Here is a 17,073-nt window from a genome sequence, read left to right as displayed (position 1 = left end):
AACTCATTGATAATCCTAGCATGTTCCCTGGTCTTAGTAGCATGGAAAATACTCTGTTATATTTCTGTCATCATCTGGTGACGCTCTACATTACCCTTGCCTAGTAATATAGTATTATGACTTAAAGCATTACTTGCTACCTTTGCAACACCGCCAGCTATCCTTTCTTCTACACCCTCTAGGACATTTTTTCTTATCCCATTACTTAGCCAATCGCAGGCTTGTTCAACAGCTATAGTTTTAGCAAATTGAACCCCTGCTGTTTCAGCTAATTGCTTAATTGCCCCTAATTTTAGTTCACTCATAGTTCCTTGAACTACTGTAGTTTCTAAAGCTTTTTCTGCGGCTGTCCCAGTTGCTGCTTGTTTTGTTCCTTCTGCTGCGGCTTTTCTAGCAGCAGAAGCTTCAGCTAGTTTAGTACAACCAACTTGTGCACCAATTACCGCATAGCTAATTGCTTTACCGAGGAAGTAATCCTCTAAATTAATTGCTTTACCTTTAGCAACGCTAGCAGCTACCTTATAGGCATCCATCAACCCTTCAATAAAAATACTAGTAGCAAGTGGCATACCACCACCTAGTGTCCCAACAGCAATAAGTGCTCCTACTGCCATTTGGGCAATAGCACAAACTGCTACCAATATGGTATTCTCCCATTCTTGCCGTGGTTTATAAGTCTCTAGCTCAAATATTGTACTAATGCCCATAAACTCGATTTCCACTATATCGTCTTTGCTTAAATCAGGAGCTAATTTATCTTTGCCAATATTTGATTTAACTCTTACTTCCAACTCACCGGATTCGTTAATTATCTTAAGTGCTGAGTTTATATGCTCATAAAAACTCTTAAAAAAACCAATCTTAGTGGTAATTTGCTTTAATAATTCATTGTCAGCACTGGTGGAGGTAGCTACTGTTGTAGCCATGGCTGTTAAATATGATAAAATTTCAGATAATCTGTTGCCAGTTTCCAGTAACGACGATATTGCATTACTTTTATAGTTCTCATCGTTTTCGGGACCTCTGTTAATAAAACATTCTGCTGTGTAATAATGAGCAGCAAAATTATAGATATCATCAATATCTGTAGCTTTGCCAAGAGTTCTAAGAATAGCTCCAGAATCACTAAGACCATAATAGTGAAGAACTGCATAACTAGGATTACTATAATTACCAGCTTGATGCTTAGCTTTAGCAGTGGTAATAAACGTATCTATATTATCACTTTCTTTGTGGGTTTTTAGCCATAAGCCAAAATCCTCAATGAATTGCTTAACCTTGCCATCAACTCTTCTTTTATCCCCAACTGCTTTAGTGAATTCTGAGTAGACAGAAGTAAATTTTTGGTATAAGTCATCTTGAGCAAGAAAACCTGGTATAGTATGCTCTATACTATGGGTAATATGATAACTTTCTTGTGCGTCACGCTCTTGCTTCTTAGCAGCAACTACTTCCTCGCTACTTATACCAAGAGATTGATACTCATAATAGTTGTTATCTAACGCGATAATCTGATAACTACCACTATTACCTTGCCTTGCAGTCCTACCCTTTACTTGTGCTTCATCTCTGGCGTTCTTGGCAATGAAAGTAGATATAACATGTAGACCACCATTTGCCTCCACCTCTGAACTAGTCTTAATGTCTGTTCCTCTACCAGCTAAATTAGTTGCCACTATAATAGTATTGGGCTGGGCTAATTGCTCTATATCGGAGTTATATAAAGTCTTTTCACTTCTTGAATAATTAATAATTTTACCCTTATTGCCACATTTATTTTCCAACGCTGTACAAAGCTCTGCTGCATCCTTGATGTTCTTGCATATTATTAGTACAGCTCTATTGTGCAATATCGCTTCTTGGTAGCTACTTTCACATACTGCCTCTCTTAAATCATCTAAGGTTGGTTCAAGCCTAGCTGGTAGCTCTATAACCTGTTTGTCTTTATAAGTCGGAACAAAGGTAATATCTACTCCATATACAGTTTTTACAAATTTCTGTGAACTATCAGAGCCAAGTGTACCGGTCATGCCAAGAATTTTGCCATATTTTAGGAAATAACAGATATTGCTAATAAAAAAGGTAGTTAATCCTTCTGACGAAATACGACAATTATGCTTTATTTGTAAGAATTGGTGCAAGCCATTCTGCCATACCATATTTTCTTGCGTCACCCCAGTACTACTATCCACAGGGTTGATTACTTTCTTACCATCAGCATTAATGTTAATTACATAGTCTATATCTAATTGCAACTTAAGTGCAGCTCCTACTAAACTTGCTGCCCAATTGCCTGCCTGGAATTTAGCATATTGCACTAGATGTTTTGGTATGGGTGATGCATCGATAATGCTCTCTATCATTTCCCTAGTCCTTTCAATAGCAAAACTTTCTTCAAAATTCATAGGTAGAATGACTTTCTGAAAATTATTCCATGCTATAGTCAGAATAGGTAGTAAATATTCCATCAACGGAACAGGGGCTGTTTGTTTAGCAATATGATTGCTGCTATCTACTAGCATACTATCGACTTCGTCTACTATAGTGACGGCAAAATCTCTATCACCACGGCTTGCACCTTGACCGCTAGTATTACTGAGAAAGTCGGTTTGAAAACTTAACGCATCTCCGTATACTATATCACAGGAATAACAAGCTTTCTGCCCATCCATACTGGATTTTCCAATATTAATACCAACGCTTAGTCCCAATAACTCAAAAAAACCACTAGCTCCTTCATAACCAATGCTAGACAGAACAGGTGAACTAGTGATTAAATCTACTTTTTCTCCATTTAAGGCTAGTATGGCAGCCAGCATGGCTGATATTGTTGATTTGCCCTCACCAGTTGCGATTTGTAGTAAATTACCTTTGTTAATTGGATCATAATCAAGTAACAATAATAGGGATACTATTTGCGTATCGCGAAGTAAATGCCCTTCTTTACCATTTTGTACCGTATGTAGATTATTAGCTCTTTGTAGTACTGCTATAAGTTTTACTAGATCATCTTTACTAATAACACTTCCCGGTGAACAACTAGCCTTAAATTTTATTGCCCACTCTTTTACTTGTTCTGCATTCCAATCTTTTATAGCTAACCCATTATCATTATCACTAGCTAAATATAAATTTTGGACTTTTTGCAAAATAGCTACATATTCTTCAGCTTTTCCTTCTAAATCAGGGTTAAGCTCAACAAACTTTCTTAGTAATTCAGCCCCCTTATTCTCCAATTTATGCTCAAATTGATTACTAGCAATAGTATAAATGGCTGGCTCCAATTTCTTGCCAGGCTCTTTACTAACAATATCAACTACCGTATCACCTTCTTTGTTCCTTTGTTCATCGGTTATTTGATATTCATAAATAGTTGTAAAGCCACTTACAAAAAACAATATATTATTTGCATTAATATATTGTAAAATCTCAACTAAGTTACTTACTGACCAGCCTTTTGACTTTAATTGATAACACAACTTCCTAATCCTTGCCAAAATATCGTCTGCTCCAAGACCTTCAAGGCTCTCTAATGATTCAGATAATATTTTAGTTTCTATAACATCTATTATATTTGCTAGGCTGGCATAGCCTAAATTACTTATTATCTCTTGTTGGCTAATATTATGCTTGTTTATTAATTTCAAGAAATTACTATATTCTTCTATAGAGCTTGCTTTCTCTAATATTATTCCCAATAAAATTTCCTCCATAAACTCTGGACTATCGGAATGATAATTTAAGCTTTTCTCCAACTGTTCAAGATAGAAATGAGTTAAATGCCAATCAGGAAATTTAATCTCTATAATATTTTTAATCCTTCTCTGCTGTTCGCTTAGTAAAAAAACCTCCACGTCACCGGTTAAAAATGCCTTTAACTTAAGATATTCGTCCTCTAACCCCTCACGGGATTTACAAATAATTTCACTTATTTCCTCATCTAAATAAGGTGGAGGGAATAAATTAGCTAAAACTTTAATACATGCTTTAGTCAAATTTTTTGATTTGATTAAGTGTAAAATGGTATTAATGGTCTCTATTTGTAATTCTCTACCTTCCAGAGAGGTAATTAGAGATATCTTATCTATGCTGGCATCCACTGATCGCAATTGTAATAAGATTTTTGCTTCCTCTCTAAGTTGACTAGTAGGCAAAACTCCTAAGGGTGTTTTGGACTCTAAAAATTTAAATAATACTGCAATTGACTTAGGAAGTAGCAATTGTTTACCAGCCTTAGCCCATAAGTTCGATAGCACTAAGGTTAGTTGTTTATTACTATTGTTAAATAATTCTTCTAATAAGCTAAATTGATAATCAGCTAAATTCGCCTTATTTAGCTGAATAATCCTGATAATATTAACCGCCTGAGCCGGTAAATCCTTAGCTAAACTAATCAAATTATTAATAGTATCTAAAGCTAAATCACCACTAATCACTACCAAAGAACTTAGACCTCCAAGCATCTCTCTCAAGGTATGAGAATCTTCTAGTAATTTATCAATATTACTATTAAAATATTCCTCAATAGCCTTATGTAATAACTTCGAGTAGCAGCCTTTACTAATGAACCAACACAAATCCCGGTAAGATATCTGCTTAAAATCTATCAGCTGATTAATTACTTTAATATCTTCATTTGTACTCTCCTTTAAATCATTTGAGTATAGCAAAATTATTCGCTGCACTAATAGCAAACATTCGTTAAATGAGTCCGGATTAACTATTAGTGTCTTACTAATTATCTGATATAATCTACCTATATTCTGTACGCCATCATCCTTAAGCAAATCAATTAACTTATTTAATTCCTCGCCAATTAGTTTAGACTTATCATATACTTTAGCTATACTATGATCCGCTAACTCATCATTGAGCAACTTATCTAGTGAGTCCAAACTTGTATTAAATAATATTTGATAATGTATTTGTGAGTGGTGTTCTTTTATATAATCAAATAACTCCTGCTTAAGTAAAGCTGGATGCTTCTCAGCAACAATCGCAAGTGCTGCCAAGGCTTCTGCGGCTAGAACATCATTATTTAATGCTTGTTCCAAAGAATTAATACTTACCTCAGTAAGTCTACCATGTTTTGCTGATGCATATTTAGCAAGTAGTTTTGTTACAGCTAGTGCTGTTTTATAATCTATTACTTCAGTACTGGATTCTTTAGCAATTAGATTATTATCACCAATATCATCTAAAATATCTCCTGTAGCTCCAGTATCCTTGATTGACTGTAAATATTCTAAATCAAATTGCTTCCAATCAATATTATCTGCTAATGGTAGCTGACTATTATTATAATCAACTCCCATATAGATAGTTTGCTTTTCTCCTTTCAGTAACTTAGATAAATTAGATACATCCTCCTCCCTTATTCCTCCTGCTACTCTTTGTAGCAACTCTATTGCCCTAATGCGTAATGTTATCCCATTGTCAAGGTCTAGAATAAACTCTGTTAATGAACTAATACTCTGCTCAGGAAGCTTACCTGAATTACTAGCAATAATCTCCAAAGCTCCTAATATTCGATCGAGTACCAATGATTGACCAAGATATTTCTCACATATAATATCAGTCAAATTATCATCTTGAATCTTAAATCTAGCAAAATTCTCAAATGCCCCAACAATATTATTGATATTATTTTGATTTGAACTATTAGTGCAGCTCTTCAATAATGCTATACTTGTATTGATGGTCAAAACTGGAATCTTATTATGCGAAGCTAATATCGCTAATATTCCAGATATGTTAGCAATATTAGTATTATTTATCGGATTATTATTAAGGCTACTTATCAAAATTTCCAAACATTCCCCTGATATATTGCAGCCTTGCGTTAATAGCATTGCACAAATATTTGTATTATTTTCTATCATTTTTAGATAGATTGCTTGATTAATGGTAAAATAAGAGCTACTTAATAATTCCATTAAATATCCTTGATAATCACCAACTAATTCTACATCAATAGCAACTGAACTTCTAAAAAGTTTTATTAGCCGTCCTTCAATACCCCTAATGTCTGTAAGAGTTTGAATGTACAACAGTGGGGTATTATCCCCTATTTTTAATAATTTTTCTAAACGTTGTAAGCTGCTTTTTAGTTCCTCAATGACAGGTTCAAAGAACTTTCTATCAGCAATTACTATTTCAGACAGAAAGCTTATATCTTGGGATGATTTGAAGAGTTCTAATATTTGAGGTGCTAGTTTTTCTTTAAGAAGATTATTATTGTTGAAACTCTGAATAATCAATAATAATTGCTGTTTATATACTGAGTCATTAGTACCACTAATTTTATGGAATATATTACCTATTGTTTCAATATTAACCTTACCCTTAGCTAATAATAACTCAAGAATCAAACTGGAAGAATTGGAGTCAAGAGAGATAACCAACTTGTTAAGCTTGATACTTTGCTGATCACTAACTACATATTCTCCATTGATCAGCATATGACAAATAGTAGTTCTATGCTCTGAATAATTATCGCTAAGTAATAATGTTATTAATTGATCGTTAACATGGCTGAAGAGAACAGCATTACCATGTTCTCCAACCGTTTTTAATGTATCTAAACATTTACCGAGAATATTAGAGTTTGATTCTTTCTGGGGGTTAGCAATGATTTTATCTAATAATGAGCTAACTAATATATAACCTTGAGTCCTGATCTCTTCATTTGTAGCATCAGGTGTAATAGGTAAAACAATCCCACTACTGTGAGCAAACTCTACAATTTCTTTAAAATATGGTTGCTTTACTACATCAAGAGCTAAAACCCCGCTACCTATAATTTCTGTAGCAGAATTATCATATAATTCCGGCATTTACATACATTAGCTAATTCAAATAAAACAGATCATCTACTTCTTGTACACCTATAACTACTGCATTAAAATTATCGCATAGTGCTTCTTGTAAATATTCATTCTCTGCTATTTTTTGTTGTATTACTTGCTCCGCTGTTTCTAGCCTTGCTTTTTCCTCAACCCCACTAACTCCTTCTACAGTAGCTTTGCTATTAACTTGCTCATGCTCATTTTCGTGATTCTGCTTGCTAAGCAGATATTGTTGCAACGATATTTCTTCACCTCTCAACAGTTTAATTACAGTTTCAATATCTTGGTACTCTAATATCTTATCTTTCAGAGCCTGCTCAACTTTCAAACCAAGCTGAGCTATTTCTTCCTGTAAATTGACATGCTTAGTTACCTTTTCTAAAATCCCTGCATTACCTGATCTAACAGCAATTTTCAAAGCTGATTCACCGTTACTAGTTAAAACTCCAGCACTGTTACTATTTAGTTGCAAAATTTTTTCCACTATTTCTGCTTTTTGTGCAGAAATGGCAATTTGCAAAAGCGTATAACCAGCAAATTTTTGTAATAGGAGACTATTATCATAAGATGATAATTTACTGATGGTAACAATATCATTTTGACCTATCGCCTCCACTACCGTACTAGCCAAATCTTGCCTTGTTGCTAGAATCTTTTTAATAAAGCTTTCGTTCCCACTATGTATTAATTGTTGTAATAATGTTTTGCCCTCTATTTGATAGTCACAACAATTAGCCCCATAATTTAGAGCTAAAACAAATAATTCATTATTTGATTTCTTGATAGCATAATATGCTAACTGATTAGCATCAACTCCTAGAGATTTTATCATACTAATCATTGTCATTGATTCACTATCATACTTACCAAATAGCTCAGATAAAAAAAATGCTCGCTGCTGGCTATCAGCTGATTTCAGCATATCCAAAACAGCTTTTTGCTGCTGGCTAATATTAGCACTTATTACGTCATTGCCATGTTTTACTGCTTCTAATTTTGCTTTTTCAGCAGCTATAGCCTCTAATCTTGCTTTTTCAGCAGCTATTTTTTGCTGTCTTTCCTGTTCGATAGCTGCTAACCTTGCTTGTTCAACAGCTATTTTTTGTTGTCTTTCTTGCTCAATAACAGCTAATCTTGCCTGTTCAGCAGCTATTTTTTGCTGTCTTTCCTGCTCAATAGCCGCCAACCTTGATTGTTCTTCTTGTTGTCTTAAGGAGTTAATTTGTGAATCTAAATTTCTAATTCTCTCATTTGCCGCTGCTATATCTCGATCATAGTCTCCTTGTCTAAATCTTCTTACTGTATCGTAAGTATAATAAGGAAATGAATTTATCACCCATAAAAAATAAGTCCTATGTTTTATTTCTACTGTTTCATTATAATAATACGATTCCTTATCAATATTGTTTCTATGATTAACCGCTGCTTCCTTCTGGTTAAGAAGCTCTTGTATACGTTGTTTCATATATCATCATCCTTAACACAAAAGTTTTTTAACACCATCATAATTTCTTCCTTCCTAATTCCTATAGCTAACCTGATGCATTATTCCGTCATTGCGAGACCACGTAGTGGTTGTGGCAATCCATTTCTAATCACTCTTCTGGATTGCTTCGTCGCCACTAAAGTGGCTTCTCGCAATGACGTCAATTTGCTATGGCTAAATACTGATCAGATTAGCTATATCAAATAGCAAAATCATTTATACCTACAAGACTTGCTTCAAACTCTCCAGAAGGTAGTGAGCCAGGATATTTAAGCCACTGTAATGCTTCTGGTAAGTACTTATTCGCTATCTCTAGTACTGTTTCACCTTTATTAGCAACATGATCAGTTGAAGCAGAGTGTTCAAGAAGATATTTTACAACGTCTAGTTTTTTTATCTTAGATATCCCCTCACTTTCCCACAACGCAGAATATAAAGGAGTATAACCTCTATCATCTACAGCATTAACTGAAGCTCCTGCATTAAGTAACATTTTTACAGCAGGCAAATTAGCCAACCAGCTAGCCATATGTAAAGGTGTATAATCATTAGATGGTGATAGGTTAATATTGGCAGCATGATCAATTAGAATTTTGCTAATCTGATGCCTCAGTTCATCATCATTTTGCAGTGAGTAATATAACGGTGATGCCCCATCTTTATCAGCTTTATTTATGTTCACGCCATTAGCAATTAAACATTCTACCACTTGTAACTGTTCCTTACATATTGCTGCTTGCAAAACTGTACGACCATCACTTTGACGAATAGCATTGATATCAGCCCCTTTATCAATTAACCACTTAACTATGTCAACATGCCCCTGTTGCGATGCTAACCATAAAGCGGTATATTGCTCACTATTAGTTGTTTTATAATCAATATCTAAAATTGTAGGAGCTAGTATCTTCATTATCTCAATAAAACCTTTAAAACTAGCTATATGCCATGGAAGTGTACCTTCATTACTTGGAATATTACTATCTGCTTGTTTGCTTATTAATAATTCTGTTATTAATTTATTACCATTCGATACAGCACAAAATAATGGAGTTACTCCAACGATACTTTTAGCATTAATATTAGTTCCTTTGGTTAAAATATTTTTGACAATATTAATATCTTCTAAATTTACTCCCCAATGCAATGCTATCCATCCACCAGCATCAACTATATTAACATCAGCTCCTCTGGCTAATAATTCTTCTGCTACTTCAGGATGCTTTTTTTGCATTGCTACATGTAGAGGTGGCATACCATTAACAGCATTTATTGCATTTATATTAGCCCCAAGCTGAAGTAGAGTTTTTACTGCTTCTAATTTACCTTCCTGAGCAGTAAACCATAAAACCTTCTTCTCGTCACCTTTATCTACGATCGTTTTATCGTAGTTAATTAACGCTTTGATAACCTCTAATGCTTCTGTAGCAACTGCTTCATGTATTGGGAATGCTCCATCTTTACTTAAAATTAGAGAATTTGCACCATTATCTAATAGAAACTTAATTATTTGAGGTAGATTATAATGTGCACACCAGGATAGAGCTGTTAAACCTTTAGCATCCTGATGATTAATATCAATACCACCTTTATTTAATACTTTTTCTACCCAGGATACATCTTTAAATTCTAAAACCCAATGTAAATATCCATATCCAAAGTTATCTATAACAGTATTGTTAAATTTTGGATGGTTAAATATATATTCGGCTATAGCAGTATTTTTCTTCATACAAGCTATAAAAAATGGAGTAAATCCTTGTTTAGTAGTTTTGGCATTAATATCTGCATATTCTCCAACTAACCATTGTACAGTAACTAACTGACCTGATTCTGAAGCTATATGTAATGCTGTTGAGTTTACAGCATCAGTAGTTTTCAAGTCGATAATATTAGGAATCTTGTTTTTTAGAAACTTCATTGTGTTTATAGCCCCGTATTGACTTGCATAATGCCAAAGATGCCTACCTTCTATATCTAAAATATTAATATCAGCTTCATATTTCATTAGAAACTCCAATGTTTCTACATTATTGCGCATTGCTGATTGTAATGCCGGGGTTCCTCCTCCTTTATTCTGAGTGTTAACATGAATATTTTTAGTAAGCATTAATTGCATAACACCAATAGAGTGTGGCACCCTTGCAGCATAATGTAAGTATGTATTATCCTGAACATCTTTTAGGCTAAAATCCATTACACCTTGATATTGTGTTAATAATTCATTGGTTAAATATCTGAATCCATGATCACAAGCTAAGAAGAATGGTGTAAGTCCTTTATCATTCTGAACGTTGATATCAGCACCTTTGTCGGTTAAGAATTTAGTTGTTCTTAAGGTTTTTTCTTGATTTACTGTGTAACCATCAAGTACCCTAATACCACCACACCCCCTTAGTGTAAAGTTTTCATCAATTACCATTTGTTGCCCAACTATATATAGTTGATTAGCATCTTGTAACTCATTATTTAATTCACTGGCAAAGATTATTTCATTTGTATGGGATATAATAAGATGAAGAGCTGTACCACCATCAAAGAGGGCAGATTTATAATTAATATCAGCGGTTTTCTCAGCAATCTGTTTTATATATTTTATATGAGGAATCTGAACACAATATATCAAAGCATTCGCATCTTGCTTATCTACTAAATTAACATCTGCTCCTTTTTGCAAGAGTTTATCAACCCCATAATAAAACCCATTAATAACTGCATACATCAAAACTGTCTTGCCATCTATATCTTGATAATCTAAATCTGTAATCTTGGCAAGTGCAAGATCAAAAGCTGCTGAGTGTTGAGATTTACTTGCTTCCTTAAGCACATCAGTATGAGCTAATTCCTCTGCAGAAATAGTTTTTGTTATTACTATTAGGGGGTTTAAAGCAATACCCTTTAATTCTCGATATGAATTGAGTAAATATTTAAAAGTATTAGAAATATTTACTTGCTTTTGTAGTTGAGTACTTAAAGTAGCCTGTTGTGCTAATGCCTGACTTAACTGATTAGATAAATTTTTAAGTTACTCTTACTCATGCATTATTACCTTGTTAATTCAATATTGTCCTAAATACGTCCATAATCACCTTTAATAGTATAAGTGTAGCTCATTTAATTATTATAAATCCATATATGATCAATGGCATCATCGTGTAATTCTAAAACTGCTTTATCGCTACTTGAATGGCAATCAATACCTGCTTAGGAGTCCACATTTGACGTGTTTTGCGATCAAGTTCATATGGAGTTTATAAAAAAATTATCTTTACAACTCCTACTAAATACAACCCACCATCTTAAAAGTTGTTAAAATGACTTCTGAGATGGTGAGTAAATTTGAGTTAATTATCTTTACACATTCTTAATTTTAATGACAACAATTTATATACTATTTATCATAATATTTATTTTATAGGTTGTAAATCTACCACAGTAAAAGTTTTTTCTATATAGCTGTAACTAATCCGATAGGAATTGTCATTATAATTTAGGCTATTTCTTCTTTTACTCTACTGTGTAGAGCAAATTTACTATCATTAATAACAGCTCATGCACTGATTTCAACAGATAAATTTAGGAAACTTATATTATTTACCACATATAGCTTAATCCAATAGAATGGTGACAAGAGGATAAAAATATAGAGAGAAAAAATTATAATAAAATCAGATACCAGGAAGTTATAATTTTTTTCAGGTACTTTGTGCAGCCTTGGCTGATGTTGCCATATGATACCAGAGTATAAATTTATGTAAGGTACTAAAGGATTAATATACCGTGTCAATTATTTCAATTGGTATTATATGGTTAAGCTAGGCACTGTTAACAAAGGTATTTAACCAACTAGTTATAATGTTTTTAGTACAAATTATAAAAAAGAAATATATTATAATTTTATAGCAAGAATTTTACTAATTAGCTATTAGTGGAGAATAAAAAAGTAGTATAATGGATATTATAGTTGGAAGGAACAGGTGAAAACAATGATAGAAGAAAAAAATAAAAATAATATTAATTACCAACCAAGAATGTTTGTTGGTACCGATGACTTCAAGACATTATTGCTAAATAGCGATGTATTTGTTGATAAGAGTCTAATGATCAAAGAATTATTAGAAGATAGTGGAGCAGTTACACTCATTACTCGCCCAAGGCGGTGGGGGAAGAGCTTGAATATGGATATGGTGCGAAGATTTCTAGAAATAGAAGTGGATGAGTATGGGATACAATTGCCGCAAGAACAAAGAGTTAATTATAAGCTGTTTAGTGGAGGAGAGGTAGATTTAGGTTTTGATGAGACTAAAGAACTAAAGCCATTAAAAATTGCTAATGTAGCAAACTCTATGAAACGCCAAGGTCAATTCCCAGTTATTATTATAAGTTTTAAGGGGATTAGGGGTAGTAGTTATGAGGAAATTGAAAGTAAAATCAATTATCAAGTAATACAGTTATTTAGTAATTATCGTTATTTGGAGACTTATTTAACAGATAAGGAAAATTTATTAAATGATGCACAAAAGAAACAATTAACTAGATATTTTTCTGGAGAATTTAACAAAGTAGAGCTTGAGAATAGTTTGAAATTTTTAAGCGACTTACTTTATAAACATTTTAATCAAAAAGTTTACATACTAATTGACGAATATGATACGCCAATTAATAGTTCCTACATGGAATTTGGTCATACAGAAGAATTTAATCAGGTACTTAAACTATTCCGGGCAATATTTGGCAATAGTCTTAAAACCAATGATTCATTACAAAAAGGTGTTATTACCGGCATATTGCGTGTTGCTAAGGCTAATTTGTTTTCAGATTTGAATAATTTAACTGAATGTAGTTTACTAGATGAAAGATTTTCTAGCAGTTACGGTTTTACTCAAGTGGAAGTTGATGAATTATTAACTAAAGTGCCGCTTAAAACTAATCCAGAAGAAATTAAAAATTGGTATAATGGCTATAATTTTGGTGGAGAAGTCATTTATAATCCATGGTCAATTATGCAATGTTTGGCAAGTAAAGGCAAGCTTGATCACTATTGGATTGATAGTGGTGGGACTAATTGGATTGATCATGTATTGCTTTCAGATGAGATGCAACAAAATATCCAGGCTTTAGTTGCAGGTAAAACGATTACTTCTTCTATTACTAAACATATAAATTTTGCTGATATCAACCAACCAGAAGGGTTATTTAGCTTATTATTATTTAGTGGCTACCTAAACACAACTACCAAGATACCAGAAAGAGACATTTATGATTTATCTGCTCCTAACTACGAGGTGAAATATATTTATGAAAAGAGAATGCTGCAATGGGTTACTAAACAAATAAAAATTGATAATTCGGGATATTATTCTTTCGTTACTTTATTACCAGATGGTAGAATAGAGGAGTTTAAGGAGCGTCTGCAGGAATTGTTACTTAATTCTACTAGTTTTCATCAAACAGGAGAGAAAAAAGCCGAATTATTTTATAGTGGCTTTATGCTCGGCTTTGTTAATATGTTAGCTCCTAATTATATAATATCAAGTGAACAAGAATCAGGGGATGGCAGAGCCGACGTTATGATGATTCCAAAAATTGGCAAAGGTGATAAAGCGATGATTATCGAGTATAAAATCGCTAAATCCTCAGAAGAGCTAGCAGATATAGCCAAAGCAGGCTTACAACAAATTATTAATAGAAAATATGATAGTAAAATAAAAGAGTATTCACATGTAAAACAAATATTAAAAATTTCGATGGCATTTTGTGGAAAAAATATGGAGTTAGAATATGAAGTAACGAAGCTCTAATGATGAGCGTAAGCACTTGTATAATAAGCAATTTGGTATCTGATTGGGTTCGGAAATTGTTCACTACGCCCCGCCATTCGGTACGAGTTGTCGTTTTTTCAAAAATATCGAACGGGAAACATAGAAAGGTCTCAAGTTTTTTACCTCTAAGTTTCAGGTTCTGAAATACGAATTTTATCATTTTGCGTTTTTGAGGCATTTCAGAACCTTTGAAAATTTCATAGGCTTCAGAAGCTAGAGTTATAAAGGTTGAGGCGGTATCAGTAAATTTGTCATCTGCTTCATCATAAATTTTCAATAATCGATTAATTTCATATTGACGATCTTTTAATTGTTGTTTTTTTGCTTGAAATTCTTCTGTACTCAATTCACTATTAAGTCGTAAATCTATTAATGAGTTCAATCTTTTTTTGTTTTCAGTATGTTCTTTCTTTAAACTAGCTATCGCTTCATCATGTTCATCTTTTTTTAGCTCATTAGTGTTTTTAAGGTGTTCTAGCGTGTCTTTTAATAGCTCTGTGTCTCTCTTAATACCTATTTTCTTAAAAATCTCTTCTATCTTTGCTAAAACCTCATCTTCCCTAACATATATTTTTTTGTTTGGATTTTTTAGATCCCATGCTGCCAAATAAACCCATTGTTCTACCTTACCATTAGCATATGTTTTACTATGAATTTCCGATGTCACTATCTTGCCTGTTGTTGCACAAGTAATTAACCCTCTAAATAGGAAATCTTTACCTCCATATTTGAAAGGCTTTTTATTCCAACCTAAAAGTACTTCTTTACATGCCATAAATGTTTCTCTTGTAATAATTGGTGGATAATTATGCAACCACATCTCTCCTTTTACTAACATTTCACCGTAATAAAATGGCTGCTGCATTAAACGGTGTAATACTGTTTTATTTAGGTAATAATTCTTTTTACTCCTTAACCCTAACTCTTTTGCCATGGTTACTATGCTTCCAAGAGTATATGCACCTGTAGCATATTCTTCAAATAATTTTTTTATAATAAAAGCTCTAGATGAATCTAGAATTACTGTACTATTGCCATTTACATCTCTGCTATTTAGATAACCAATAGGAGCAGGACCTATCCATTCTCCTTTACGTAATTTATGATCTAAACTCCTTTTGACATTATCACTTAAACTATCAACATAAGATTGAGCCATTAATACGTTCATTCCCCATACCAATTTTTCATGAGATTGAGAATCTTTTGTTAATATATAACCTTCAGTTCTAAAATGTAATTCTATTTTACCATCTTTTATTGGTTCTTCCAATAATGAAATTTCTGAAATTCATCTTTGAACGCGATCAACTTTATCAGCTACAATAGCAATGGTTTCTCTATGGCTTTTAGCAAATTTGATCATCTCTTTAAATTGTTTGCGATCACCTCTGCTTGAAGATTCGATAATTTCAAAAGTTTTGATAACTTCAAGATTTTTACGTTGGCAATATTCTACTAATCTATATTTTTGAGCTTCAATTGAATGCCCCTCTTCTTGCTCCCTTGTTGAAACACGAACTAAAATTATAGCATTTGTTGCTTTGTCTGTCATATATTCTTCTCATTATAATGTTAGTTTAATTGCTTAAAACAATCTCCATCATGGATAGACCGTATAATTAGATCAGTCAAGTAAAGTATGTGCTTAATTGTCGCATTGTAGTGAGTCATTGCAGGTAAATGTAACATTTTTAGCCTATACAAATTTTTCAAGAGATTTTGAGGCTTATCTTCTGGCAAATCAGATTATTACTTATTTTTCTTGTTCTTTTTTCTGTTTCATTTTGTAGTCAATAATTATTTGATAAAAACCAATTAAATTCTTAGCTGAGTCATGAAGTTCTTCGTCACTCAATTGGTTGTTAGACATAGTCTTTAGTTTGTTAACTATTGACAGGTAAGTTTCTTTGGAAGAGCTTTTATCCTTATCTATTTCCTTTGCTATTTTTTGTATATCGGCTTTGCTCATAATATCCTCATCTTATTAAATGTTATTTTATATTCAGGAGTTTTGGACTTTGTAAAATTATGCTAAATTTTTTATTTTTTAAGCAAAAATTAAATTATAAAGTGCTGTATGCTATAATTTAAAAACCTTAATATGCAATCAAGTTACCCTCAAGTTATAATATTTAATGGGATGAGCATTTTTGGCTTTTTACTAAATGCGAAACTCCCGATATTCTTATTCATTTCTTTTTGAGAGTGGTGGTTGTTCAAATATTCCAGCATCACAGCCATAAAAATCATTAGGTGTCACAGCTCCTTGGGTTATTTTAAAAATATTCACCAATGATCTTGCTACTTTAGCAGATTTAGAATGTTTTGTCAGCCTACCAGAGCCAAAAGCTAGAATAGCTAGAATTAAAGTGCCAATAGCCTCTGATGTTCCGCTTAAACATCCTGGATTTGTTGCTGCAAGTAGAGCTACTAATAATTCCATTAGACCTCTTTCGAAACTCGCTTATGCTGAGGAATTTGTAGGAGACACGGAACGGAGAACCGCAGCGTACTCAAATGTACGTGAGGATTTATAATGGTTCCAATATTTTGGACAGAAAAATAAGAAAAATGAGATAGAATTCTTTAGCAAACAAGGAGAGCTAGAGATGAAAAAACAAGTAAGGCAATATAGTGCTGAGGAGAAAGGCAAAATTGTCATAGAAGCAATTAAGGGAGAGCTAACAATAGCCCAGATAACCAGTAAGTATGGTGTTCATGCAACACAGATAAGTAACTGGAAAAAACAAGGTCTTGAGTTGTTAGTACAAGGTTTTAAGAATAAAACACAGAGTGCTGACCCAAATCAGCAGGGGTTAATCAAGAATCTATATGAGAAAATTGGTCAGTTAAGCGTTGAGTGTGACTGGCTCAAAAAAAAATCTGCATTGTTTGGAATTAAAGGTTAGGTGTA

At 33.0% G+C, this 17,073-nt stretch carries 9 protein-coding genes; 2 read left to right on the top strand and 7 right to left on the bottom strand.

Features of this window, described 5'->3' with window-relative positions:
• Window positions 1–56 precede the first annotated feature (56 nt).
• The 3 genes from ACFELY_RS05450 to ACFELY_RS05440 form a co-directional block, all read right to left on the bottom strand.
• Window positions 57–6,836: a hypothetical protein gene (locus tag ACFELY_RS05450; protein WP_375333844.1), complete on the bottom strand. Its 6,780-nt coding sequence runs from the start codon at window positions 6,834–6,836 to the stop codon at window positions 57–59.
• Window positions 6,837–6,849: 13 nt separating this feature from the next.
• The gene (locus ACFELY_RS05445) at window positions 6,850–8,313 is read right to left on the bottom strand and encodes a hypothetical protein (RefSeq protein ID WP_375333843.1); all 1,464 of its coding nucleotides are present in this window, start codon (window positions 8,311–8,313) and stop codon (window positions 6,850–6,852) included.
• Between the two features lie 220 nt (window positions 8,314–8,533).
• Window positions 8,534–11,161, bottom strand: coding sequence for an ankyrin repeat domain-containing protein (locus ACFELY_RS05440; RefSeq protein WP_375333842.1), 2,628 nt, complete (start codon window positions 11,159–11,161; stop codon window positions 8,534–8,536).
• Between the two features lie 1,159 nt (window positions 11,162–12,320).
• On the opposite strand from ACFELY_RS05440, the gene ACFELY_RS05435 reads away from it, so the two are divergent.
• On the top strand, window positions 12,321–14,135 hold the full coding sequence (locus ACFELY_RS05435) for an AAA family ATPase (protein ID WP_375334152.1): 1,815 nt from the start codon (window positions 12,321–12,323) through the stop codon (window positions 14,133–14,135).
• Here ACFELY_RS05435 and ACFELY_RS05430 read toward each other — a convergent pair.
• The 4 genes from ACFELY_RS05430 to ACFELY_RS05415 form a co-directional block, all read right to left on the bottom strand.
• Window positions 14,017–15,429: a recombinase family protein gene (locus tag ACFELY_RS05430; RefSeq protein ID WP_375333841.1), complete on the bottom strand. Its 1,413-nt coding sequence runs from the start codon at window positions 15,427–15,429 to the stop codon at window positions 14,017–14,019. The genes ACFELY_RS05435 and ACFELY_RS05430 overlap by 119 nt on opposite strands.
• 18 nt (window positions 15,430–15,447) lie before the next feature.
• Window positions 15,448–15,711: a recombinase family protein gene (locus ACFELY_RS05425; RefSeq protein WP_375333840.1), complete on the bottom strand. Its 264-nt coding sequence runs from the start codon at window positions 15,709–15,711 to the stop codon at window positions 15,448–15,450.
• Between the two features lie 201 nt (window positions 15,712–15,912).
• Window positions 15,913–16,128, bottom strand: coding sequence for a hypothetical protein (locus ACFELY_RS05420; RefSeq protein ID WP_375333839.1), 216 nt, complete (start codon window positions 16,126–16,128; stop codon window positions 15,913–15,915).
• Between the two features lie 216 nt (window positions 16,129–16,344).
• Complete coding sequence (locus tag ACFELY_RS05415) at window positions 16,345–16,602, bottom strand: hypothetical protein (protein ID WP_375334171.1); 258 nt, start codon at window positions 16,600–16,602, stop codon at window positions 16,345–16,347.
• A 166-nt stretch (window positions 16,603–16,768) separates the two neighbouring features.
• Here ACFELY_RS05415 and ACFELY_RS05405 point away from each other — a divergent pair, with 166 nt between their 5' ends.
• Window positions 16,769–17,068, top strand: coding sequence for a transposase (locus tag ACFELY_RS05405; protein WP_375333457.1), 300 nt, complete (start codon window positions 16,769–16,771; stop codon window positions 17,066–17,068).
• The last annotated feature ends 5 nt before the right edge of the window (window positions 17,069–17,073 follow it).

The organism is Candidatus Tisiphia endosymbiont of Xenochironomus xenolabis (assembly GCF_964264705.1).
In the GTDB taxonomy this organism is placed as follows: domain Bacteria; phylum Pseudomonadota; class Alphaproteobacteria; order Rickettsiales; family Rickettsiaceae; genus Tisiphia.
This window is presented reverse-complemented; position numbering and strand designations above follow the sequence as displayed.

Bases quoted from the DNA above. Each gene is read 5' to 3' on its own strand.
- ACFELY_RS05420 (WP_375333839.1), bottom strand. From the start codon at position 16,128: ATGAGCAAAGCCGATATACAAAAAATAGCAAAGGAAATAGATAAGGAT.
- ACFELY_RS05435 (WP_375334152.1), top strand. From the start codon at position 12,321: ATGATAGAAGAAAAAAATAAAAATAATATTAATTACCAACCAAGAATG.
- ACFELY_RS05450 (WP_375333844.1), bottom strand. From the start codon at position 6,836: ATGCCGGAATTATATGATAATTCTGCTACAGAAATTATAGGTAGCGGG.
- ACFELY_RS05445 (WP_375333843.1), bottom strand. From the start codon at position 8,313: ATGAAACAACGTATACAAGAGCTTCTTAACCAGAAGGAAGCAGCGGTT.
- ACFELY_RS05405 (WP_375333457.1), top strand. From the start codon at position 16,769: ATGAAAAAACAAGTAAGGCAATATAGTGCTGAGGAGAAAGGCAAAATT.
- ACFELY_RS05425 (WP_375333840.1), bottom strand. From the start codon at position 15,711: ATGACAGACAAAGCAACAAATGCTATAATTTTAGTTCGTGTTTCAACA.
- ACFELY_RS05415 (WP_375334171.1), bottom strand. From the start codon at position 16,602: ATGGAATTATTAGTAGCTCTACTTGCAGCAACAAATCCAGGATGTTTA.